General features: G+C 61.1%; 21 protein-coding genes. 13 read left to right on the forward strand and 8 right to left on the reverse strand.

Annotated features, from left to right (window positions below; all coding sequences use genetic code 11):
* Positions 1-49: 49 nt before the first annotated feature.
* Positions 50-451, forward strand: coding sequence for a WhiB family transcriptional regulator (locus tag JQS30_RS17495; protein WP_425498849.1), 402 nt, complete (start codon positions 50-52; stop codon positions 449-451).
* Positions 451-675, forward strand: a complete 225-nt coding sequence (locus JQS30_RS03835) for a hypothetical protein (RefSeq protein ID WP_213172071.1) — start codon at positions 451-453, stop codon at positions 673-675. The genes JQS30_RS17495 and JQS30_RS03835 overlap by 1 nt, the downstream gene beginning before the upstream one ends.
* Positions 676-792: 117 nt before the next feature.
* On the opposite strand, the gene JQS30_RS03840 is transcribed toward JQS30_RS03835, so the two are convergent.
* Positions 793-2,121: an ABC1 kinase family protein gene (locus tag JQS30_RS03840; protein ID WP_213172072.1), complete on the reverse strand. Its 1,329-nt coding sequence runs from the start codon at positions 2,119-2,121 to the stop codon at positions 793-795.
* Positions 2,122-2,260: 139 nt separating this feature from the next.
* On the opposite strand from JQS30_RS03840, the gene JQS30_RS03845 reads away from it, so the two are divergent.
* Both JQS30_RS03845 and JQS30_RS03850 read left to right on the forward strand, forming a co-directional pair.
* Positions 2,261-2,425 carry a DUF5679 domain-containing protein gene (locus tag JQS30_RS03845; RefSeq protein WP_246498037.1) on the forward strand — a complete coding sequence of 55 codons (165 nt, stop codon included), beginning with the start codon at positions 2,261-2,263 and terminating at the stop codon, positions 2,423-2,425.
* Between the two features lie 431 nt (positions 2,426-2,856).
* Positions 2,857-3,378 (forward strand): M48 metallopeptidase family protein, encoded by a 522-nt coding sequence (locus tag JQS30_RS03850; RefSeq protein WP_213172074.1) that lies wholly within the window; start codon positions 2,857-2,859, stop codon positions 3,376-3,378.
* Positions 3,379-3,497: 119 nt separating this feature from the next.
* Here JQS30_RS03850 and JQS30_RS03855 read toward each other — a convergent pair whose 3' ends face one another.
* Complete coding sequence (locus JQS30_RS03855; RefSeq protein WP_246498038.1) at positions 3,498-4,775, reverse strand: zinc-dependent metalloprotease; 1,278 nt, start codon at positions 4,773-4,775, stop codon at positions 3,498-3,500.
* A 243-nt stretch (positions 4,776-5,018) separates the two neighbouring features.
* Between JQS30_RS03855 and JQS30_RS17500 the strand changes: the two genes are divergently transcribed.
* Together JQS30_RS17500 and JQS30_RS03865 are read left to right on the forward strand one after the other, a co-directional pair.
* Positions 5,019-6,008, forward strand: a complete 990-nt coding sequence (locus tag JQS30_RS17500; protein WP_213172075.1) for a YlbL family protein — start codon at positions 5,019-5,021, stop codon at positions 6,006-6,008.
* A 136-nt stretch (positions 6,009-6,144) separates the two neighbouring features.
* Positions 6,145-9,162: a UPF0182 family membrane protein gene (locus tag JQS30_RS03865; protein ID WP_213172076.1), complete on the forward strand. Its 3,018-nt coding sequence runs from the start codon at positions 6,145-6,147 to the stop codon at positions 9,160-9,162.
* A gap of 87 nt (positions 9,163-9,249) precedes the next feature.
* On the opposite strand, the gene JQS30_RS03870 is transcribed toward JQS30_RS03865, so the two are convergent.
* Positions 9,250-10,077: an NmrA family NAD(P)-binding protein gene (locus JQS30_RS03870; protein ID WP_213172077.1), complete on the reverse strand. Its 828-nt coding sequence runs from the start codon at positions 10,075-10,077 to the stop codon at positions 9,250-9,252.
* Between the two features lie 92 nt (positions 10,078-10,169).
* Between JQS30_RS03870 and JQS30_RS03875 the strand changes: the two genes are divergently transcribed.
* Positions 10,170-11,036, forward strand: a complete 867-nt coding sequence (locus JQS30_RS03875; RefSeq protein WP_213172078.1) for an AraC family transcriptional regulator — start codon at positions 10,170-10,172, stop codon at positions 11,034-11,036.
* A gap of 123 nt (positions 11,037-11,159) precedes the next feature.
* On the opposite strand, the gene JQS30_RS03880 is transcribed toward JQS30_RS03875, so the two are convergent.
* Both JQS30_RS03880 and JQS30_RS03885 read right to left on the reverse strand, forming a co-directional pair.
* A complete protein-coding gene (locus JQS30_RS03880; RefSeq protein ID WP_213172079.1) occupies positions 11,160-13,271 on the reverse strand; it encodes a serine/threonine protein kinase in 2,112 nt (703 codons plus the stop codon).
* A 373-nt stretch (positions 13,272-13,644) separates the two neighbouring features.
* Complete coding sequence (locus JQS30_RS03885; protein ID WP_213172080.1) at positions 13,645-13,917, reverse strand: hypothetical protein; 273 nt, start codon at positions 13,915-13,917, stop codon at positions 13,645-13,647.
* A 396-nt stretch (positions 13,918-14,313) separates the two neighbouring features.
* Here JQS30_RS03885 and JQS30_RS03890 point away from each other — a divergent pair, with 396 nt between their 5' ends.
* Positions 14,314-15,414 (forward strand): helix-turn-helix domain-containing protein, encoded by a 1,101-nt coding sequence (locus tag JQS30_RS03890; protein WP_213172081.1) that lies wholly within the window; start codon positions 14,314-14,316, stop codon positions 15,412-15,414.
* Between the two features lie 360 nt (positions 15,415-15,774).
* Here the strand turns inward: JQS30_RS03890 and JQS30_RS03895 are convergent, their stop codons facing one another.
* Together JQS30_RS03895 and JQS30_RS03900 are read right to left on the reverse strand one after the other, a co-directional pair.
* A complete protein-coding gene (locus tag JQS30_RS03895) occupies positions 15,775-15,945 on the reverse strand; it encodes a DUF397 domain-containing protein (protein WP_213172082.1) in 171 nt (56 codons plus the stop codon).
* 188 nt (positions 15,946-16,133) lie between these two features.
* Entirely contained in the window at positions 16,134-17,108 is a 975-nt protein-coding gene (locus tag JQS30_RS03900) for a cation diffusion facilitator family transporter (protein ID WP_213172951.1), read from the reverse strand.
* Positions 17,109-17,689: 581 nt separating this feature from the next.
* Here JQS30_RS03900 and JQS30_RS03905 point away from each other — a divergent pair.
* On the forward strand, positions 17,690-18,142 hold the full coding sequence (locus JQS30_RS03905) for a hypothetical protein (RefSeq protein WP_213172083.1): 453 nt from the start codon (positions 17,690-17,692) through the stop codon (positions 18,140-18,142).
* An 88-nt stretch (positions 18,143-18,230) separates the two neighbouring features.
* On the opposite strand, the gene JQS30_RS03910 is transcribed toward JQS30_RS03905, so the two are convergent.
* The gene (locus tag JQS30_RS03910; RefSeq protein WP_213172084.1) at positions 18,231-18,617 is read right to left on the reverse strand and encodes a phage holin family protein; all 387 of its coding nucleotides are present in this window, start codon (positions 18,615-18,617) and stop codon (positions 18,231-18,233) included.
* A gap of 202 nt (positions 18,618-18,819) precedes the next feature.
* Between JQS30_RS03910 and pstS the strand changes: the two genes are divergently transcribed.
* From pstS to pstB, 4 genes are all read left to right on the forward strand, one after another.
* Positions 18,820-19,974 carry a phosphate ABC transporter substrate-binding protein PstS gene (gene pstS, locus JQS30_RS03915; protein WP_213172085.1) on the forward strand — a complete coding sequence of 385 codons (1,155 nt, stop codon included), beginning with the start codon at positions 18,820-18,822 and terminating at the stop codon, positions 19,972-19,974.
* 192 nt (positions 19,975-20,166) lie between these two features.
* Positions 20,167-21,195: a phosphate ABC transporter permease subunit PstC gene (gene pstC, locus JQS30_RS03920; RefSeq protein WP_213172086.1), complete on the forward strand. Its 1,029-nt coding sequence runs from the start codon at positions 20,167-20,169 to the stop codon at positions 21,193-21,195.
* Entirely contained in the window at positions 21,192-22,124 is a 933-nt protein-coding gene (gene pstA / locus JQS30_RS03925; RefSeq protein WP_213172087.1) for a phosphate ABC transporter permease PstA, read from the forward strand. The genes pstC and pstA overlap by 4 nt, the downstream gene beginning before the upstream one ends.
* 13 nt (positions 22,125-22,137) lie before the next feature.
* Positions 22,138-23,013 (forward strand): phosphate ABC transporter ATP-binding protein PstB, encoded by an 876-nt coding sequence (pstB, locus tag JQS30_RS03930; protein WP_281398653.1) that lies wholly within the window; start codon positions 22,138-22,140, stop codon positions 23,011-23,013.
* Positions 23,014-23,167 lie beyond the last annotated feature (154 nt).

Raw genomic sequence — 23,167 nt, forward strand, 5'->3', positions numbered from 1 at the left:
ATGGATGTAGTTAGTGAACAGCCCAGTTCGTTACCGAGACCGAAGCGCGATGAACAGCAGTGAGATGAACAGTGAGGTGAACGGGTTGACTCCCTCAAGTCCGGCAGTTGCCGGCAAGGCTGTAGCAGCAGCCGCAGAAACGGGCGCGGAACTGCCGTGTCATTCCTATGACGCGGACCTGTGGTTTTCGGAACGACCCACCGAGCTTGAATTCGCTAAGTCGCTGTGCGCCGACTGCCCGATCAAGGTCGCTTGCCTAGCCGGTGCGCTGGAGCGGCGTGAGCCTTGGGGCGTATGGGGCGGAGAGATTTTCGAACAGGGCGTGATGGTGGCGCGCAAGCGTCCACGTGGCCGTCCACGCAAGAACGCAATCGCGGCCGAAGAGGCCGCACAAGCCGACCTCGAAGAGCGTTCGGCCAAACTATTCGACACCGTTGGGGTGAAGGCGTAATGACCATTGATCAACACATCGACGCATACGTTGCCCGTGAGTCGGACAACAGCACTCAGCCCGAAGTCTGGACTGAGGAGCCCCCGAACCGCCACCGAATGTGGCAGTGGATCACGCGCATGCGGATGCACAGTTTGCGGGCCGCGCAGCGTCGCGAACACACAGAGGAATTCAAGAATGCTGAATTCGCACTCATGATGCGCTCCCGGCTGTTAAGGCCATAACAGAGCGTTGGCAAAGCGGGACTGTCCCGAAGGACAGTCCCGCTTTCGTATGCGCCTACGGCCAATCGGCAGGTCGCACTTTGCCTTAGAAGCTGGAGGCGACCGGGGTGACGCCGACTAGCTGTCGGGCTCCTCTTGGACAGAGAAACCGGGCAGCCATTCTTCCATGATGCTGTGCCAGTTGGCTTGGGCGCCCAGTTGACACAGGACCCCGATGGACCCCATCGTCACCCGGTGAATCAGCAGGTACGACGGCGGCAACGAGAGTTTGCGGCCCAGCTGAGCCGCCTCCGAGGAGGCATGAGTCAGCCGCATTGACTCTTGTCGCAGCCATTGGCGGGAAAACTGGAATTCCCTGTCTTGCAATGGCTCCAACATTGGCAACAAATAGTCCAAAATGGCCTGGCCGTCGATTTCCAAGTCCTCGGGAATAAATCCTTCGCGGCGCAGCCCCGCTATGACCGCGTCCGCGTCGCCCTCCAGCGTGAGGCGAGTCAGTTCCCCAACGGGGCGCGGCATGCCTTCGGGCAGCCGAGCGACAGCCCCGAAATCATAGACGATCAGGCGATCGTCATCGGAGATCTGGAAATTGCCCGGGTGCGGGTCCGAATGCAACATTCCCGCTAGCGCGGGGGCGGAGAAGTGCAACGTGGTGAGCAGGTATCCAGCGCGGTCGCGCTGCTGGGGTGTGCCCTCGGAGATGATCGTCGCTAGTGGGGTACCACTGACCCATTCGGTGACGATCATGCGTTCGGTGTGAGTGATGACCTGGGGTACAAGGATTTCCGCGTTGCCGTCATAGACGTGCGCGAATTGGCTTTGCGCCTCGGCTTCGAGTCCGTAGTCGAGTTCTTCCATGAGGCGTTCGCTCAACTCGCCAATGAGGCCCCTGATATCGAATCCGGGTTGCATGATTTTGAACAGGGGTGCGAATCGCGACAGCTGCTTGAGGTCGGAGCGCAGCGCGTCGCCAGCGCCGGGGTATTGGATTTTGACGGCGACTTCTCGCCCGTCGTGCCAGGTGGCCCGATGGACTTGTCCAATGCTGGCGGCTGCGGCTGGCTCTTCGGAGAATTCCTCGAAGTAGGTTCTCCATTCGGGGCCCAACTCGGCTTCCATGACGCGGTGGACGGCGGCTACGGGCATGGGGGGTGCGGAGTTTTGCAGTTTGGTGAGGGCTTCGCGGTAGGGGCCGGCGACGGTTTCGGGTAGTGCGGCTTCGAAGATCGACAGGGCTTGCCCGATCTTCATGGCTCCACCTTTGAGCTGGCCGAGAACGGAGAAGAGTTGTTCGGCGGTGCGTTGCTGGGTCTTTTCCCCGATGATCTCGTCGGCCAGGCCGGTGAGGCGCTTTCCGACCCCGAGCGTGGCTCGGCCAGCGAAGCTTAGCGGAAGGGATGCCAACTTCGCAGTCCGGGAGAATGCGCGCTTCGGAATATCACTCACGTCTCTATCTTTCCACGGAGGAAGGGGGTGGTGGAGCTTTGGCTGCGGCGCGTTACGCGTCGGACACGTGATTTGTGTGGCATTCTGGGGCGGCTGGCGGTCTATGACCGCTAAGCACGGGAAAATACTAGGGGGAAATGTGAGCCAGAGCACGCAAACCTATAACGGATACTGCGTCAAGTGCCGCGAGAAGCGCGACTTCGAGGGCAACGTCGTGGAGTCGGACTCCGGCCGTCGCATGGCCAAGGGCACGTGCCCGGAGTGCGGAACGAAGATGAACCGCATCCTCGGAAAGGCTGGTTAGGGGCCGTCCGGCCGTTTGGTCGTGCGCCGCGTGTTCGCTGATGAGCTGGTAGGTCGGTCTCGACGCCCATCAAGATTAAGCATCGCCCGAGGCACACGATTGGTCCCTCTCGCCGCTTCTCAATGCCTGACCCGCAGCGGCACGCTAGTACGACTGTGGCCCAAAGGTCGAGTTTTGGGTCCCCGGCGGAGGGGCACACGCCCAGTTCGGCCCTTTCGCTCGGGTGGCTGTGACCGGTGCGAACGGTTGGCACACGCCTCATGGGGAAGCCGGCGGGCCGATATCGACCCGAGGGCGTTTTGTAGCCGGTGGCGAGCGCCAGGGCGTTAATGGGGCATCGCGACGGGATGTTTTCGACAAAACCGCCATAATAGACGCAAAAATCGATAAGTTGAGATGCGATTGTTATCTGGAGCTATTAACGTACGGTCATGGCGCGTAAAGCGAACCCCCCTGTGGAAGTGCGACGTAGTCCACGCCGCCGCGCCACCGTGTCTGCCTACAAGGACGGTGGTCGAGTCGTAGTTTTGATTCCGGACGCCTTCAGCTCAACTGAAGAGGCCGAATGGATCGAACGCATGGTCAGGCGCCTGCAACGGCGCGAAGACCAGACGGGCCGCTCCGATGACGCGGCGTTGAAGGCCCGCGGGGTCGCATTGGCCAAGAAGTACTTTTCAGATTTCCCCATCATGGCTCGCCCGGCCAGCGTGCGGTGGGTTGACAATCAGCGATCCCGCTGGGGTTCGTGTACTCCCGAGGACGGCACGATCCGCCTCAGCCGCCGCCTATCGCAAATGCCCAGTTGGGTCATTGACTACGTGCTCGTGCACGAGCTTGTGCACCTGGTTGAGGTCAACCACAGCAAACGTTTCTGGTCCTTGGTGCGCCGCTATCCCAAAGCCGAGCGAGCCCGTGGCTACCTAGATGGCATCGCCGACGCCGACGTTCTTTGAGGAAGCGCGCCAAGACTAGTCCTCGCAGCCAACAGCCCAAAACCAGCTGCGACCCGGAAAACCGGGTCGCAGCTGGTTTTGGTTTTAGTGGCTAGTTCGTCGGCGCGGGCTCCTGCGCGCTAGGAACCGGGCCGTTCCTCGCCGTCCTCGTCGTCAGCCGGTGGGTCATTGACCGCCAGTTGGTCGAAGATCGACATGTCCAATTCCGACATGGTTCCCGACATTGACGCGTACGCTTCGGGCGTTTGCAAGTCATCGGTCGTTGGCATCAGGTCCGGGTGGGCCCAGACCGCCTCGCGCCCCTCGACGCCGTGTTGTTCGGTCATGGTCTCCCATAGTTTGGTCGCCGAGCGCAAGGTGGCGGGCTGCATTTGTAGCCCCACCAGCGCTTCGAATGTTTTCTCGGCGGGGCCACCGGAGGCGCGGCGGCGGTGAGCGGACTCCATGAGCTGGCTCAGCGTCGGCAGTCGGTCGGCCACGGCGTTGGTGACGACGACGTTGACCCAGCCGGTGATGAGCGCCAGCGCCGTCTCCAGCCGTTGCAGCGTGAGTTTTTGCTGTTCGGTGTCCTCGGGACGGAAGAGTTTGCCCAGGTCCATCGTCTGCATGGCTTCGGGGTCGGACGGGTCGAGGCCGCTCATGGCCTCTTCGACCGCATCGGAGTCGATCCGAATTTCGCGTGCGTATGCCTGAAGCAGGGTGATGACGTGTGAGCGTAGCCATGGCGCATGTGTGAAGAGGCGATGGTGGGCGGCCTCGCGCAGCGCCACGAACAGACGAACTTCTTCCACTGGTAGTTGCAGACCCTGCGCGTATTCGGCGACATTGGCCGGCAGCAAGGCGGCGCGGCCGATTTTGCCCAAGGGCAATCCGACCTCGGTGGAACTGAGGACTTCGGCGGCTAGCTTGGAGAGTGCTTGACCCATCTGCGCGCCGAACAGTGCCGAGCCGACTCCTTTCATGAGGTCGGCCATGGGGCCTAGCAGGCCCTCCATACCCTCGGGCACGAGAGTTCCCATCGCGGAGCCCATTTGGCTGGCCAGCGGTTCGGCCATCTGCTTCCAGGAGTCTTCGGTGTAGCTAATCCACTGCTTACGGGTCCAGGCGTCGGGTTGCGTGACCCCCGATGGCCAAGCGGAGGCGGAGTCGAGCCACAGGTCGGCCAGGCGCAGTGCCTCGGCGACCTCTGATTGCTCGGCTGGACCCACGACCGGTTCACCGGCCAGCTCTCCCTCGGCCAGTTGCTGTGCTAGCTCCCAGTTGACTGGGCCAGCCGATGCCATTGACTGCGACATCATCTGCTGCAGTTGTTGCATCATCTGTTGCATACGTGGATCGTTCGGGTCCGGCATACCACCAGGTAGGTTGCCGAAGCCAAAAGGAATATCGGAGCCCATAGGTATAAGGTACGTCAACTTTGCGGACAATGCCTGAGTGAGTGGCACTCAATCACTTCGCTCATTGCGAAAAACTTCCGCTTCGGGGTGAGTTGGCATGGCGCGCCGGTAGGTTTCGGACCCGGTGAAGCTGGTTGGCCCCTCGCCGTCAGCGGTGGGGAACCGTTGAGGACGCGTGCTCGTGTGGTCGGGCCTGACCGCCTCTTCCGCGTTCTCTCACCGCCACCGAGTAGGCTTTCGAACATGAAAAGGCGCGGACTCACAGTACTGCTCGGCATCGTCATGGTGGCTGTCCTGTCGGCGGTCACCCTGTCCATGTCAGTGGCCTATGTCGCACTTGGCCCGGGTCCAACCAGTGATCTGCTCGGCACGGCCGAGGACGCCGAGGGTAACGAGCGTCCCATCATCACCGCTGATGTCGACCACGAGGGCGATGGTCAAATCCACCTCACAACGGTGCGGGTGCGTCAAAGCGTCAACCTTGGTGAGGCCCTGCGCTATTGGTGGGACGACAGTTATTCGGTGCTGCCCCGCGAGTTGATCTATCCTCCCGACCAGACTCCCGAGGAGATCGAGGAACGCCAGGCTCGCCAGTGGAGTGAGTCCCAGACCAACGCCGAGACTGCCGCCTTGGGTTACTTGGGGGAGCCCGCTCAAGCTCAGGTCATGGTCGATGTGGCCCAACTGCAAGCCGGTGATGTGATTGTGTCGATCGATGGCACCGACATCGCCGACGCAGCGGATTTCACCGATTTCGCTCAAAGCGAACAAGACTCTCCGACGTACTCCATCACAGTCACGCGCGACGGTGACCAACTCGTTCTCGACCTCGATGACCTGGACGACCTGGACGTTGTCACCACCCGGGAAGATCCTTACAACATTGCCATCGACACCGAAGCCCTCAACATCGGCGGCCCCTCGGCGGGGCTCATGTTCACCCTTGCCATTATCGACCGCGTATCACCCCAAGACATCACCGGCGGCGTTAATATCGCTGGTACAGGCGAAATCGATGTGCTTGGAAACGTCGGCGCCATCGGTGGCGTGCAACAAAAAGTAGTCGGCGCGAAGGCCGCGGGAGCCGAGTATTTCTTTGCCCCCACCGCCAACTGCGCCGACGCGGTCGCAGCCGCACCGGAGGGCTTGGATATCGTCGGGGTTGACACTCTCGATGATGCAATGTCGGCCCTGGCATCGATTGCGGCGAATGAGCCCGTTTCCGGTTGCTGAGGCTCTTTCATGATGCGCGGCAAAAACGCATCGAAGAAAGCCTGAGTCTGTGACCGAATCTATATAGTTCGGTTACTACTCTGGGCTGACACCCTTCTCGCATACCCGCACGGATATACGAAGGAGCTGCTTAACTGTGGCGACCCGGACTCCCGTCCCGCCGCGCATGAGTAAACGAGGCCGCTATGTCCTGGTTCTACTTGTTGGCGCAATAGCCCTACTATCCATGGCCGGCTGGCTGATCAGCCTGCGTGCCGAATACCTGTGGTACGAATCGGTCGAGTTCACCTCGGTCTTCACCACCATGGTCTGGACGAAGATCATCTTGTTCTTCGCCGCTCTACTGGCCATGGCCGCCTGGGTTGGCATCAACCTGTTCGTCGCCTGGAAACTGCGACCAGACACTACTCCCTATACGCCAGAACAACAAGGGCTGGAAAAGTACCGCGAGTTCCTCAACCCCAAGATCGGCCTGTGGATCGCACTGGTCGCTGTGGTGGTCGGAGTCTTCGCCGGTATGTCCGCCCAGTCGCGTTGGCAAGACTGGCTGCTATTCCGCGAAGGCGGAACGTTTGGGTGGTCCGACCCTGAATTTGGCCGTGACGCCGGATTCTATGTCTTCCAGCTGCCGTTTATCACCTTCATGCTCAGCTTCGGCTTCGCCGCGATCGTGGTGGGTCTGCTAGCCGCTCTGGGGGCGCACTACCTATATGGTGCGGTCCGTATGTCCGGCGACGGCGAGCGCATGACCAACGCCGCCCGCGTGCACCTGTCGGTACTGGTCGCGCTGTTCTTGCTGATGAAGGCCGTGGCCTACTACTTCGACCGGTTCGCGTTCACCACGCAACATAACGAAGTCACGGGCATCACCGGTGGTGGTTACACCGAGATGAACGCGCTGATGAACGCGAAGGTGGCCCTGATCTGGGTGTCGGTCATCGCCGCCGTTGTCATCGTGGTCTTCTCATGGGGCTTCACGCGCTCCCTCCTTCTTCCCGGTGCCGCCTTGGGTTTGGTGGTCGTGACAGCGATCGCCGCTGGCGGTATCTACCCGACCGTGGTGCGCAGCGTCGACGTTGAGCCCAACCGTCCACAGCGCGAAGGCGAGTACGCCGAACGCACTATCGAAGGCACGTACTTCGCCTACGGCATGGACACCGTCGAGACCGAGCAACTGAGGCTGTCCGGGAACCCCAACGCGGAAAACCTGGACGAGGACACCGGAACCATTCCGTTCATTCGTCTCATCGACCCGTACATCGTCTCGGACGCCTTCACACAGCGCCAGCAGCCGCGTGGTTTCTACGACTTCAACCAGAAGCTCGACATCGACCGCTACACCTACGAAAACGACGAGGGTGAGACGATCACCGAAGACTTCGTGGTGGGTGTGCGTGAGCTGAACCCAGACCGGCTGACATCCGAACAGCAGGACTGGACGGTGCGGCACAACGTCTACACGCACGGTTGGGGATTCGTCTCCGCCCCGACGAACGTCAACTGCGAGGGCGGACCGTACTTCATGTCCGGTTCCATGCGCACCTCGGGCGACGACGACGGTTCGTGTCAAGACGATGTCGACTTCATCGAAGTGGAGCGGCCGCAGATCTACTTCGGCCTTTTGAACAACGACTACGCGATTGTGGGCGCGCCTGACGGCGAGAACCCGCGCGAGTACGACCGGCCCACTGACGTCGAGGTCACCATCGAGGAAGAGGAAGACGAGGACGAGGCCGTTGAAGAGGGCTCGGACCGTTACACCACATTCCAGGGTGACACCGGGGTCGATGTCTCCAGCCTGTCGCGCCGGATGCTCTACGCCTGGGAGTTCCAGGAGATCCGCTTCCTGCTGTCGGACATGTTCAACGAGAACTCTCAACTGCTGTATCACCGCAATGTGCGTGACCGCGTCGAACTGGCGGCCCCGTTCCTCAATGTGGACACTGACCCATACCCGGCAGTCGTAGACGGCCAGGTCGTATGGATCATGGCCGGTTACACCACCTCGGCGGACTTCCCGTACGCCGACCACGTGAACCTCGCCGCCGCGACCGAGGACACCTACACCGGCAACGGTGTGGCCCAGCAGCCGCAGGAGAACATCAACTACATGCGTACGGCCGTCAAGGCCGTCGTCAACGCCTACGACGGTGAAGTGACGCTCTACGAGTTCGACGAGAACGACCCGATCCTGGGGGCGTGGAACAACATCTACGGCGGTGACTTGGTGGTGCCAAAGGAGGAGACTCCCGAAGCCCTCGAAGCGCACTTCCGTTACCCGGGCGACCACTTCAAGGTGCAACGCGAAATGTTGCAGCGCTACCACGTCAAGGAATCGCGTGCCTTCATCGAGGGCTCGGAAGCCTGGCAGGTGCCCAACGACCCGACCTCTGGCGCGTCGTTGAAGCAGCCGCCCTACTACGTGATGGCGACCTACCCGGGCCAGGAAGAGCCGAAGTTCCAGTTGACCAGCACCTACACGCCGCGAAACCGTGAGAACGCGATGGCGTCGATGATTTCGGGTTGGTACGACAACGGATCACCGCAGCTGACGATCTATGACATCGCCACCGGTGACGCCGAGTCGCCCGACCAGATTCACCGCATCATCACCTCCACCGACCAGGTGGCGCGAGACTTGCGTCTGTTCCAGCAACAGGACCAGACGGTCGAGTGGGGCAACTTGCTGGCACTGCCGATCGGTAACGGCATCATGTACATGGAGCCGATGTACCTGCGGCGAGAAAGCGCAGGTAGCGCGGTTTCGCTGCCGGTGCTGCGGAAGGTCGCGATCAACTACGGGCCGTATGTCGGCTACGAGGACACGTTCGAGGACGCGCTCGAGTCGGTCGTCGAGCAGTACATCACGGGGGCTCCGCCCGCCAGTGACGACTTCCTCGATGAGGACTTCGACGATGAAGACGCGGCCGAGTTGCCTGACGACGAGGACCCGATTGACCCGCCGCCAGCGGTGGACGAGACGGTCTACAACGACCCGGCCGTGCAGTCGGCCATGGAAGATGTGCGTAGCGCGATGAGCGACTACAACTCGGCCGTCTCCAGTGGCGACCATGCTGCTATGGGTCAGGCCTTGGCCGACCTAGACGCGGCGTTGCAGGAGTTCGACGACGCGATTGCCGCGGCCTCGGACTAGCCAGTCACGGGCAACTGAATATTTACATGTGGGGTGGGACCCGAAAACCAGGTCCCACCCCACAATCGTGTGTCAACGGCTCAACGCCTACTGCTTCCAGGCTCCGGACTTGGCGGCCCGTCGAGCCCAATCAGCGAACGTGACCGCTTCGCGGTCGAGAACACGCCCGACTCCGTCGGCGACATCGCTGATGAGTCCCTTGCGCATCACCTCATACATATCGTTGAGGAAGTCGGCCAACTCTTCTGACTCGCCTGCGGCCAGCACAGCGGCGTGATAGGTCTGCGGGTCTACATCCACATAGGTCACTGGGGAGCCGATTTCGGACTGAAGTATCTGGGCGACCTGTGCAAACGAGATAGCTTCGGGCCCGGACAGCTCATAGGTGATTCCCTCATGACCCGGTTGGGAGAGCACCGCTGCGGCGACCTCACCGAGATCCTCCAGCGCGATGAAGGGCTCTGGTGTGTCACCGACAGTTGCGTAGATGGTGCCCTCCAAGACCTCGTCGCGATAGATTCCCTCTGAGAAATTCTCGTTGAAGTTGTTTGCCTCCAGCATTGTCCACGGAAGGCCGGATGCCTTGACGTGAGCGGCCAGCAGGCTGGAGGGCGCCTTGGGCAGCAGGTGCTGACGGCGTCCGGCGAGGCCGACCAGCTTGCGAACCCCGCAGCGGGTGGCGTGGTCGATAAACTCCTCCACCTCAATGTGTTCATCCGGGATGGCGACGAAAACGGTGTCGATGCCTTCCAAGGCGGGCCCCCAGGTTTGGGGCTGATGCCAGTCGAAAGCCGGGTCATTGCGGCGGCTGCCGAGGCGGGGCTCGATCCCGCGTTGGCGCAGCGCGGACACCGTGCGCCGGCCGGTCTTTCCTGTGCCGGTGAGGACGAGGACGTGTGGTGATCTCTGGTTCATATGCCAATCCAAGCCCGGCCAACGTCGACTTCCAATGATGTGGGAGCTCGATTTCATGTGTTAGCGTCTAATGCTCTAGGTGGAGTGTGGATATGGATGTTTTCGGAGACCTACTCAGCAGTATCCGAAGCGAAGGGGCGGTGCTGTCGCAACAAGAACTGAGGCCACCCTCGCACTTGCGAATCGAGGACGTGACTTCTCTGCTGCTGATGACGGTGGTTCGAGGCGAGGGGCGTCTGTTGCTGGACGAGGGTTCAGCCTGGGACTTGTGCAAAGGTGACTCGGTAATTGTCAAGGAGGGGTATCCGTTTACCTTTACGGGCTCCACCTCTCCAGAGGGGAACATCGACGGGACCTCGGTTGTCATCGGCCGCTATGCGGCCTCCGGAATCCGGCATCGGCGGCTGCTGCGGGCGCTACCGCCGGTGGCGCAGATTACCGAGGACGACGATGCTTGCCGCATGATGGAGAACGCGGTTGCTGACTGCGTGCGGAAGCGTCCTGGCTCCCAAATCGTGCTAGACCGGTTCCTTGACTGGGGCCTGGCCTGCACATTGCGTACCTGGTTTGACGAGGCAAAATCCGCGGCACCGGATTGGTATCGCGGGATCAGTGATGATGTCGTAGGTCCTGCCTTGCGTGCCATGCACGAGCGCCCGCACGAGAGGTGGACGGTCAAGCGGCTCGCTGCCGTCAGCGGTGTATCGCGCGCCTCGCTGGCGAAGCGCTTCCGCGAGGTCATGACGCAGCCACCGCTGGCCTACTTGCGCGACTGGCGGCTGACCCTGGCCGAGGAACTTCTTAGCGAGACTGACCAGCCGCTTTCTGTTATTGCGCGCAGCATCGGCTACGCGGACGCGTTTAGCTTTAGCGCTGCCTTCAAACGTGCCTATGGATGTAGTCCGAGCCGGTTCCGCGCTGGCCTACCCATCGCGCCACCAGTGGCCGCCGGGCTTTGAGCACCGCACGAGCAGCGCGTGGTTGGCTATCGAGGGCCAGCGTCGCGGCCGAGCGCGACCAGACTGCGCGGGCGGAGGACCTTTGCCGTACCGGCAGCGCAGTCGAGCCCTGGATCTAAAGGCCTAACAGTCGTCCTCGTCCTCAGCGCGTTTCACGGTGACCGAGACTGACGTGTCCTCATCGACTTCGGTTCCGGGGCGCGGATACTGAGTGACGACTGAGCACTTGACGTCCCCTTCGCCCCGGTAGTGCACACGCGGGTTCAAGGCGGCTTCCTCAATGCGCTGACGAGCTTCGCTCTCGGAGCGGTCGACGACGTCGGGCACTGTCGTGGTCGGGTCTGGTTCCTCACTGGGCGTGGGTGAGGGGGTCGGAGAGCTGGTGTCGCTATTGGAGGGTGTGGGCGACAAGTCAGGGCTGGTGGTGGGACTGCTTTCGTCACTGGGCGTGGGTGAGGGAGTTTCCGTCGGGTCGTCTCCGGCGATTTCCTCGACGCTATCGGTGGCGACGGGAGGCTGTGGGTTTTCCTCCACCGAGGCCGGGTCCCCTTCGGTGTTCTCTCCGGTCTCCCCGCTGGGTTCGACTTCGGTTCGTAGTGGACGTTCCCACGGTGCGATGGCCGCTATGGTTCCAGCGCCCCCCAACAGCGCGATAATGATGAGGACTATCAGCCACAGTCGCCTTTTGGGCGGTGGGGCTTCTTCGTCCTCCTCGTCGTCGCGAGGAGTGGTGACCGGGTCGGCGAGTGTGGACAGAGTCTCGGTGGGACCGCTGGGAAACGCGGTGGTGGTGCGACCGGCGGCAGCCACCGGCACCGCCTTCGAAACCTCGGTGAGACTGGGGCTGGCTCCCGTGACGTCCAGCGGAGTCTCACCGGTCTCCCATGCCGGTGAGCCAGTGGGCGGGGGCGAGGGATAAGGCGGGTTGAATAGTGGGACGTTGCCGGTGGCGGGCCCTCTGCCGCCGTAACCATCGAGATGAGCGTTGCTGGGCGGGGCGGAGGGATTGAAACTGGGCTGACTGTGGTGGGGGAGGCTGTGGGCAAGTACGCCGCTAGCTGGCGAATTGTGGCCGCCAAGGGCGTGGCTGGATGGGGATGCGCTGGCTGGAGTGGAGTCGTGGTCGGTCAACGGCCCGCTTGGAAGACCTCCATAGGGCGCGTCGATGGGCACGTTGGGGGCGGAGTGATAGCCGCTGAGATCGCGGGCGTGACGACCGGGCGACGCCAGGTGAGACGGGGCGCTGGGGTGGCCTTCAGGCAAGTCGCTGTGCATACCGGAGTGGCCACGGCCATGGGGGGCCGATGGCGCGTAGCCGCTCACCTGCGGTGTGTTCGTTGCGGGTGTGGGCATCGAGCTACTTGAGCCCAAGTGCGCCAAAGTCATCTGTGGGCCGTTCAGCGCGGCAACGGCGTCGGACATGACGGCGCGGCAGGCGGCGGCGAAAGAGGCGGCGTCGGGCCAGCGGTTGCTTGGCTCCTTCATGAGCGAGCGGCGGATCACGGTACCGACCTGAGTTGGTACGTCTGCGGGCAGCGCGGGCGGCTCGTTACGCAGGTGGGCCGACAACACACCCAGCGGCGTGTCGGCGCGGAAGGGAGGCGAGCCCGCGAGGCACTGGTGGGCCACGACCCCCAGCGAGTAAATGTCGGAGTGGGGGGTGAGGTTTTCGCCGGCGGCCTGTTCGGGGGACATGTAGGTGACGGTGCCCAGGACGACACCTGTCGTGGTGAGGGTGAGATTTTCGGTGGAGCGGGCGATACCGAAGTCGACCAAGACGACGCTGCCGTCGTCGCGCACGAGAATGTTGCCGGGTTTGACATCGCGGTGCACGATTCCGGATTCATGGGCGGTGTGGAGGGCGTCGGCGACTCCGGCGATGATCGGCAACGCTTGGGATTCGGGGAGTCGTCCCCACATGCTGAGCAAACGTGACAGCGGTTTGCCGTCAATGTATTGCATGATGAGGTAGGCGATAGTGGAGTCTTCGGTCTCGATTTCCCCGTAGTCATAGACTTCGACGATGCCCGGGCCCTGCAAGATGGCGATCGCGCGGGCCTCGCGGCGGAATCGTTCCCGGAAACCGGAGTCGTCGGCGAGGCTGGCCAAGAGGACTTTAATGGCAACGGTGCGCCCCAGGAGGGTGTCGACACCCTCCCAGACATTGCCCATCCCGCCGCCTCCGATGCGACGTTCTATGCGATAGCGTCCGTCAAGGACGTCGCCGACTTTCACACTCCCCGAGCCCGGCATGATTACTTATGACCCCCCAAGCCGCGTAGTTCGGCTTGACATTTCGCCGCCAAAAGATACGGCCGGGCTGACCGCAGTGGACCCGGCGTATGTTCAACGAGCCTGGAGTTGATCGGCTACGCCCTGCAAGGGGGAAAGTTGCGGAATTTTGCCAGCGTTGTGACTAGGCAACGCCTGCATATGAGGCGAATTCATTTCTTCGCTTCGGTGTTCGCCTTCTTCTGCGGTGCTAACTGAATCGGGCTATGCGCGGTATTGCCCGACAGCCGAAAGCCCTGCGTGACCTAGCGGCCACTGGTTGTGGCCGTCGTTCGCGCAGGGCTGTATCCTTCGCACCGACAGTGTCGGTTCTGGGTTAGACGACTTCGAGTTGCCGCTCGGCCGCAGTTGCTCGACGCGACATTTCGTCGTGGTGGCAGGCTTCGCCGATCTGTCCGTCCCAAGCGGCCCAAGAGTGGCATGGCCACACTTGCTTGCAGTCACGGCAGTTCACCGGCTTGCGGCCCGGGCGCTTTTCTGGCGTATGGCGTTTCCACCACCGCACTTGGACGCGCCACAAACTCGGGACCAGGACGCCCTGAGGCGGTTCTTCAGGTGGCGGGTTATCCAACGTAAACGGGCTTCTCACCGTCGTATGCCTTTCGTGCAATCTGAGTGGGACTCGATCGGTTGATTCCTGGTTTTGTCGGTGGGGCCGCAGCGCGCCGACATGGATGGTCGGAAGTCTGTGGCGGGTGGTCCGAGGGTGTTGGCTTCGGGCCGTATCCGGGACCTGGTATGTCTACTGGTCAGGGTCGCCCTCAGGGTGTGGCCTGAGTTTGGGCGGCATGGCCGGATGTGATCAAGTTGTAGGCGGTGGCGTCACTGTGCGTGGCGACGCTTCCGTCATAAATATTGCACATGCAAGTTTCGGATGCAATAGGGTTGACCGGATTGGGTTACAATAAAAAGAGAACTCGGCCCGGATTGCCGCTGACCGACCAGGCCTGAGTTTTTAGCGGTACCAACGATATGAGGGTTATTGATGGTGAAAAAGAGCAAGGCCGGCGAGGCCGCAATCCCCGCACAATCCGCATCGTCAGCGCCCCCGTCCGCAAACGTCGCTGATTCTCAAAAAACCTCCGGCTCCAGCGGGGCCGCAAAATCCACTAAGGACCTTGAGGGAGGTGTCTCCCCCTCCTCCAATGGCGCGAAGACATCGAAGTCAGCACGCGGGCAAAAACACAGCGGCGCAACCTCCAAGGCCCCCGCTCGCGAGGCCCGCGTCGTCAGCCCCACCATTCGCCGTCGTCGGGTGGGAACCGAGCTGCGGAAGATCCGCACTGAGTCGGGAACGTCGGTAGAAGTCATCGCCTCGGCCCTGGAAGTCACCACCTCCACTGTCTACCGTATGGAGTTGGGGCGCGTCGGTATCAAACCTCGCGACGTCAACGACTATGCCGAGGCTTGCCATTATCAAGACGACGAGCAGATTGCCTATCTGAAGTCGATGGCATCCGAGGGCCGTCAACGTGGATGGTGGGCCCGCTACTCCGACACGATCGAGCCTCTCTACCAGACCTATGTGGGCCTGGAAGCCGACGCCGAACAACTGCGCATGTATGACGCGATCATGTTCAATGGTCTCTTGCAGACGCGCGAGTACGCGCTGGCGACCTTCGAACACGTCGTGCAGTCCTCGCGGGAACACATGGAGAAACGCATCGAGCTGCGCATTGAGCGTCAGAGTCGACTCTCTGAGGACCTGGAACTGATCAGCGTTATGGACGAGGCCGTCATCCGCCGCATATTGGGCGATCGGGATGTGTCGCGAAATCAGCTCGACCACGTCTTGGAGATGTCAGAAAACCCGAACGTGCACTTGCAGGTCTTGCCGTTTAGCGTGGCCGCTTACCCGGGCATGTTGGGGTCGTTCACGGTCATGAGCTTCCGGGCTATGGATGACCCGAAGGACGATGGTTACCGCCATCCCGACATTGCCTATGTGGAGGGAGCCGGTCTCGACCAATACGAGGAGTTCGATCGCGTCTCCCAGTTCCGGAAGGTGTTTGCCACCCTCTCGGAGCGGGCTCTAAGTGAAGAGGACACCCGAGATCTCATCAAAGAGGTCCGCGACAACCTTTGATGCCACGTTCGGGTTCTCAAGGCCCGATATTGGCCCTTTCGGGGTTACTGTTTGACAGCATCCCAGCTGGGCGGAGGCGGCATCCCATGCTGCGCTTGAATGTCGCGAGCATCGTTGGATCTAGTGGCCATTGTGGCTGGAGGGCTTGGGCTAGATCCAGGTTGGACAGATCAGGGGTGTACCAATAATGGCGATGGACACGCAAAAGTGGGGCCTTCCTTGGTTCCGAGGGAAGACCCCACTTGAATACGCTCTATTTTGTTTGCGGCACTCGATTAATCGTGGCATCTGGTCAGTGCCGGGTTAGAGGCACCGATCCAGGGGGCCGCGTTGTAGGCACGTGGTTGGAGGTTGTGTGTGCTACCGGCTGGAGGAAAGCAGGGCTTTCCAGTCGCCGGGGCTCGCCCGCAGAATCGGACCATTGACATTTTTTGAATCTCGGACCTGGACGTGGCTGTAGTGGAGTCGTGCTTCCACACAGTCGCCTGTGGGTCCTGATCGGGAACTTTTTTTCCATGTAGTGGTAAGCATTGCCCCATCCCTTCATCGTGGATGCAAGTTGAAACTGCAATCTTCCACTTCCCAGTTGCGCCAGTGTAACAGCGAGTAGATCGATGATCTTGACGGAAATTTGTCACTGTCGGACTGCTGACAAACCCGTAACCTTTCTTGTGCAAGCGGCTCCGAGCTGGGAATCTTTGTGATAAGCCCTCGGGTTTCTAGTATGGAATTGACTCGCATTTGGGAGTTTCGGAGCGTGGCTCGGCTTGCAAAGTGGCGTGCGTGATCCCAAAATCGTGTTCCAATGTCCCCCGTGCGATGGACAGGACGTCCTTGAGATTGGCTCGCTCCTCCTGGAGCACCAGATGCACCGTGGCGACGTCGAGACCCGAGGTCAATGTCCACACGTGCAGGTCGTGGACTTCCTCCACGCCGTCGATGTCGGATAGCGAGCGCTTGACCTGGTCCATGTCGAGATGCTTGGGCGCATTCTGTAGCAGAATGTGCAAGGCGTCTCGCCCGAGCCTCCAGGCTCGGGGAAGGATGAAGAGGCCCACGGCCACGGCCATGAGTGAATCGGCGTAGTACCAGCCGGTAGTCCAGATAATGATGGCGGCGGTGATAACGCCGATGGAGCTGACCGCGTCCCCCAGTACCTCGAAGTACGCTCCGCGGATATTGATGCTTTCCTTTGCGCCTGCGCGCAGCATCAACAGGGAGACAACGTTGACCACGAGGGCCCCAATTGCCACGGCCAGCATGGGAAGTGAGTTGACCTCCGGCGGGTCGGACAGCCGTTTGGCCGCTTCGACGAGTACAAATATAGCCACACCGAAAAGCAGCAAGGTGTTTCCAAGCGCGGCGAGGACCTCTAGGCGGTACCATCCGAAGGTCTGACGGGAACGGCCCAGAGAACGTTGGACGGCGATAATCGCGGCCAAAGCCATGCCAATGCCCAGTGCGTCGGTGCCAACATGTGCGGCATCGGACAATAGGGCGAGGGAACCGGTCATGAACGCAGTGATGAGCTCGAAAGTCATGACCGTCAATGCCAGGCCCAAGGCAATCCAGAGTTTATTGCGGTGTTTGGCGCCCATAGTGGCCGCGGCGGCGACGCTGGGGGCGTGGCTGTGATGGTCATGCCCGTGTGGGGCCCGGCGAGTGGACCCAGAGCGATGAGTGGAGCCACCCATGACGGGTTCGCGCCCTGGTGCGTGAGAGGTCACCGGCTCATGGGGTCGGAGATTTCCACGGTCCTGATCGTGGCTCATGAAATGCCTGCTCCTGTTGTCGTTGACGGTGCTTGATGGTTGTGGCCCTCGGCTCAGCGCTGACGTTGTCGCAGCTATGAGCAGTGGTGCGTGTGGTGCAGATGTGTTACCCACTGGCCTCATGTCAACGATAGTAACATGCGCACGTATGCATATGAGGATGAAGCGTCATCACGGAGCGTCCTGGGCGGTGGTGGTGCGGATGGGTAAATCGTGCCGGATGAGGAAAATCGGATGTGAAGTTCTGGCTGTTTTCCGGCAGTTGCGCAATGGGCAATTACGCGTTGATAACGATTTTTTCGCGCCCGAGGTCAAATGGGGGTCTCAGGGCGTCATAAATATGGGTTTGGCTTCGGAAAATGGCCTCTGATCAGCGCTTATGCCGCAAAGAAGGGGAAATTTCACAAAAGCCACCAGGTAATGAAATAATGAATGTACTGGGAGAGGAAGAGATCAGCCACCCAACTGATCTCTAAGACGGCGGGCACTGCGCGGGGGTGACGATGGAAACAGCAATTTATGTAGCACTGGCGTCCTTTGGGGCGGTAGTGGGTATTGTGGTGATCTTTGCGACGGTTCTGGGACTTTTGTCCTGGCGTGACAGTCGCAAACGGAGGCGGAACAGGGCCAAGGCTGATGCGGAGGCCTGGTGCCAACTTCTGACCAATCAGCTGGCGATAGCCCCAGTCAGCAAAGATTCAAAGGTCAACGAAGCCACGAAGCGGGCAGAACAGCTCCACACCCTATCGACAGAACAAATGGCGAAGGCGAAGAAGCTGAAACACTTCATGCGAGCCCGGGCCCTGGCCCTGGCTGGCTTGCACAACCTCAATGTGGCGCGACGCGAGGTAGGACAGGAACTAGGACCGGAAGGGCCAATGCCCATCAATCCGAGCAAGAAATCCGCTCGAATCGCACGGGACATCCCAACCGGACCATCCCTGGGCACCTGGTAGTCAACATGCGCCCACCGGCATTAAGGGGCCGTCGACATTTTGTCGACGGCCCCTTAACCAACTGTGGACCCGTCATGCCCCAGAACGACTAAGCCTGCAAATCCTGCCTGCGAGGCAACGCCAGACTCATAATCCACGTGACGATCGAGACGACCAGAGCTCCCCAAAACGCCGGCCAGAACCCATCGACCGTGAACGGCAACGAGAAGACCTCCGCCAACCACGCCGTCAACCAGAACAACAAGGCATTCGCCACCAACGCGAACAGCCCCAACGTCAGCACATAGAGACTGCACCCCACAACGAGGATCAACGGCTTCAACACGGCGTTGACCACACCAAAGATCAACGCCACCAACACCAGCGTCAAAAGGCTCCGAGCCGAACTCTCCCCTGCGAGGCTGATCCCCGACACCAAGACTGTCGCCAGCCACAACGCAAACGCGACCACAATGGTCCGCACCAAAAATGCCATGGATTCGATTTTGCCACCGAACGTCCCACCAACGAGGCATTTTCCGCTCTAGCTGCGACTCAATCGCGTCAGCCTGTTTACTTCTCCTTCACTCAACGCCGGGCTTCTGGCAACCCCCGCTCCGTAACTTCTCTACTGCCACCTTCGGAAAAACAACCCGGGTGGCAGCTCAGAAGCACCTAACAAGGAGTCGAAAAGCCCGATGTTCACCAAACGCCGGCTGGCTTGGACCACGTCCATTGCCCTCACCACCGGACTCGTCCTCACCGCATGTGGCGCTGGCGACGACAACGCAGACACCACCACCTCTGCGGACTACGAGACCATCGACGAAGCCAGCGCCGAGGCGCTGGAAGCTCTCGCCGAGGTCAACTCCCTCTCCGGCAACATCAACGGAGCGGGAGCCAGCTTCCCTTTCACCGTGTATGAGGACTGGCGCGTGCACTACGAGCAAAACGTGCAAAGCGATGTGCGCATCAACTACCAGAGCGTGGGCTCAGGCGCTGGCATTACCCAGTTCTTGGAAGACACCATTGACTTTGGAACTTCCGAGGCATACCTGCGCGAGGGCGAACTCTCTACCGCCGAGGGCAACCGCGACTGCGAGGCTATTCAGGTGCCGATGCTCTTTGGCTCGGTCGCCATCGCCTTTCAAGACGAGTCGCTAGACGGCCTCGTGTTGGATGCCGACACCATCGCCAAGATCTTCACTCGCGACATCACCAACTATTCCGACGATGAGATCGCCGCCCTCAACCCGGGCCGGGATCTGCCCGACCTGGAGATCATCCCAGTTCACCGCTCCGACGGCTCTGGAACCACGTCGGTGTTCACCACCTGGCTCGAAGACGAGTCCGGCCACTGGGTCGACAACATGGACCCGGCCTCGGGCACCGAAGTGAACTGGGCCTCCGGAACCGTTGGAGGACAGGGCAACGAGGGTGTCGCCGCGAACCTCCAGGCCGAAACGGGCGGCCTGGGCTATGTCAACCAGTCCTACGCCTACATCGAGGGTCTACCGCAGGCCGAGGTCATCAACGCCGACGGTAACGCCGTCTACCCGACGCTCGAAGCCACGACCGCCGGAATCGAGAACCTCGAAATCCCGGACAACTACCAGTTCGACATCCTCGGCATCGGTGGCGACGGCTACCCGATCACCGGAACGGTGTGGAACTTCTTCTACACCTGTGGATACGACGACGAGACTGCCGCTGTTCTGAAGGACTACTGGATCTGGGCCACCCAGACCCCCGAGGCCGACCAGTTGGCCATGGAACTGGGCTATGCCCCGATGGGGCCGGAGCTGAAGGCCCGCGTGCTCGACGAACTGTTGCGCATCAACGAGAACAACTGATCTAGGTACCGCAACCGCTCATTCGGTTGGTCGACCGGCGACATAGGCCGGTCGACCACGGCCGCCGGTGGGTAGTTGCCAACGGTGGCGATTTCCTTCCCATCAGGGTTCTCGCCGCACCGGTTTCCCGGCCACCAGGTGGCGGATGAAACCAATTCTCTCGACCGACGACCGTCTCTAAAGGAGCCGACTGTGGCAACCAATGCCACGAAAAAACCACTGCCGCCGCTGCGCGACCAACTTCGCGGTAAAGGCTTTTCCCGACTGGCCGACCCCATGTTTCGTGGGGCCGTCACCATCGCCGGAGTCTCGGTGCTTGGCCTGTTGGGTTTCATGATCGTCCACACCACCGCCGAAGCCTGGCCCATTCTCAGCCATGAAGGCGTCTTCGGGTTTCTCTCTGGAACCCACTGGCAGTCGGGCCAACACGACGCGGCGCATCAAGAAGGTGTCTCGGGCACGTATGGGGCCTTGCCGTTCATGTACGGCACCCTCATCACCAGCCTTATCGCCATCGTGATCGCGTTGCCGCTGGCCCTGGCCTCGGCCATTTACATCACCCAGATCGCCCCGCGCAAGGTCCGCTCAACTTTGTCCTCGGCCATTGAGATGTTGGCGGCCGTCCCCTCGATCGTGTATGGACTGTGGGGTCTGCTGTTCTTCATCCCGTTTGTCATGCGGCCATTTTTCTTCGAACCGATGGAACGCTTCCTTAGCCCGATTCCCATCATCGGCCCGCTATTCGAGGGACCGGTTCGACTGGGTTCGTATATGTCGCTGGGCGTCATCCTCGCGATCATGATCTTGCCGATCATCACCGCGATTTGCCGGGAGGTGTTCTCGGCGGCCCCCCTCGACGAACAGCAAGCCGCATATGGGCTTGGAGCAACGCGCTGGGAAGTCATCCGCAAGGTTCTTCTGCCCCGCAGCCTTTCGGGCATCACCGGAGGCACCATGCTCGGCCTCGGCCGGGCGCTGGGGGAGACGATGGCCGCGGCGATGCTCGTGGGCGCCAGTCAACAAATGGGGCTGAGCCTCTTCACCGGCGGCGACACCATGGCCGGGCACATCGCCAACACCTTCGCCGACGCCACCCAAGAGACCGTCACGGCCCTCATGGCGATTGGGGTGGCTTTGTTCGTGTTCACCACATTCATCAACCTCGCGGCCCGCTTGTTGGTGTGGCGCATGGGCCGGATCACGGGAGACGCAGCCGTATGACGACTATATTGGACAATCCAAGCCAAGCCCGGCCGCCAAAGAGCCTGCGTGAGGTCTCGACTCACACCAAGACGCGACACCGGCGCAATCGGGCGACGACCTGGATTCTGGCCTTCGCCACCTATGTGGCTTGTGTACCACTGATTCTCATCGTCACCACCGTGCTATATCAGGGCGTCCAAGTGATGACCCCGAACTTTTTCCTCACTGACCCGCTGACGGCACGCTCCAGCGACGGCGGTTTCCGGGTTGGCTTCGTCGGCACCTTCTACATCATGTTCTTGGCAGTGCCCATGACCTTGATCGTCGGCATAGCCACGGCCATCTACCTAACCGAGTACGGCAAAGGAAGGACCGCGACCCTGGTCCGATTTGTCACCGACATCATGACCGGTGTGCCCTCGATCTTCGTTGGTCTCTTCGTGTACGCGGTGTTGGTTTTGGGAACTGGCCCGGCGGCACTCAACCTAGGTTTTGGCACCTTCGTCGGGGCCGTGGCGATCTCGATCATCATGTTGCCCATCGTTATCCGCTCGAGCGAGGAAATGCTCAAGTTGGTGCCGATCAACCTGCGTTCGGCGGCTTTCGGGCTCGGCGCGCGCCGCTACCAGACTGTTTTCCGGGTGGTTCTCCCCGCAGCGGGGCCTGGCTTGACCACGACGGCCTTGTTGGCCATCGCTCGCGGCATCGGTGAAACCGCTCCTTTGCTGCTGACCATTCTCGGAACAGTCCACATGACATTCGCATTCCAAGGAGAGCCGCAGGGCGCCCTACCCATGCTGATCCACAACAACGCCGTGCAGCCGTTCCTCGAAGGGCAAATGCGGGCCTGGGGAGGGGCGTTGAGCCTGATCCTCATTTGCCTGTTGCTCACCATCATCGGCAAGATCTACAGCCGTCGACGCGCAAAGCTGCACAACAATGCCTAAGGAGACAACCATCATGAGCGACCCGACCTCGATGAGCTCGCAGCCCGCGGCGACTATGCATGGCCTCGGTGACATTGCCGGAAGTGCACGCGCATCCGACCCGAGCCAGGAAACCGTGTTCGAGCTGACCGACGTCAGTGTTCACTATGGGTCCTTCCGCGCTGTGCGGGATGTGAACTTCGGCGTGGTCAAGAACGAGATCACGGCCCTCATCGGCCCCTCGGGCTGCGGAAAATCGACGCTTTTGCGCTCCCTGAACCGCATGAACGACCTGATCCCGGGGGCACGAGTGGAGGGGACCGTCGCCTACCACGGCGAAAACCTCTACGAGGATGACATCGACCCCGTCGAGGTGCGTCGCCGCATCGGCATGGTGTTCCAAAAACCCAACCCGTTCCCCAAATCGATCTTCGACAATGTCGCGTTCGGGCCCAAACTACAGGGCACCCCCAAGAGTGAACTCGAAGCGATCGTGGAGGACTCACTGCGCAAAGCCGCGTTGTGGGACGAGGTTAAGGACGACCTGAAGAAGTCCGGACTAGCGCTCTCTGGCGGGCAACAACAACGTTTGTGCATAGCCCGCACGATCGCCGTGGAGCCAGAAGTGGTGTTGATGGACGAACCATGTTCGGCCCTCGACCCCATCGCCACCGCGAAGATCGAGGAACTAATGGAGGGGCTGGCCGAACAGTTCACCATCATCATCGTCACCCACAACATGCAGCAGGCCGCTCGGGTCTCACACCGCACGGCTTTCTTCTCCACCGAAGTGAGCGAAGTGTCCGACACTCGCACCGGAGTTTTGGTGGAGTTCGACGACACCGCGAAGATCTTCACCACCCCCGCAGACGAACGCACCGAACACTACGTCACTGGCCGATTTGGCTAGCGTTACGCCATTGACGTCGATACCACTCTGGCGGCTGAGCCAGAGACACCTCGGGGCCGCATGGTTCCGCGGCCCCGCTCAGAGTTCTTGATCAGGATGGGTCGTGATCAGAACTTTGGGTAGAGAGAAGGGAGGGCCCGGCTAAAGCCGGGCC

The organism is Natronoglycomyces albus (genome assembly GCF_016925535.1).
Classification (GTDB): domain Bacteria; phylum Actinomycetota; class Actinomycetes; order Mycobacteriales; family Micromonosporaceae; genus Natronoglycomyces; species Natronoglycomyces albus.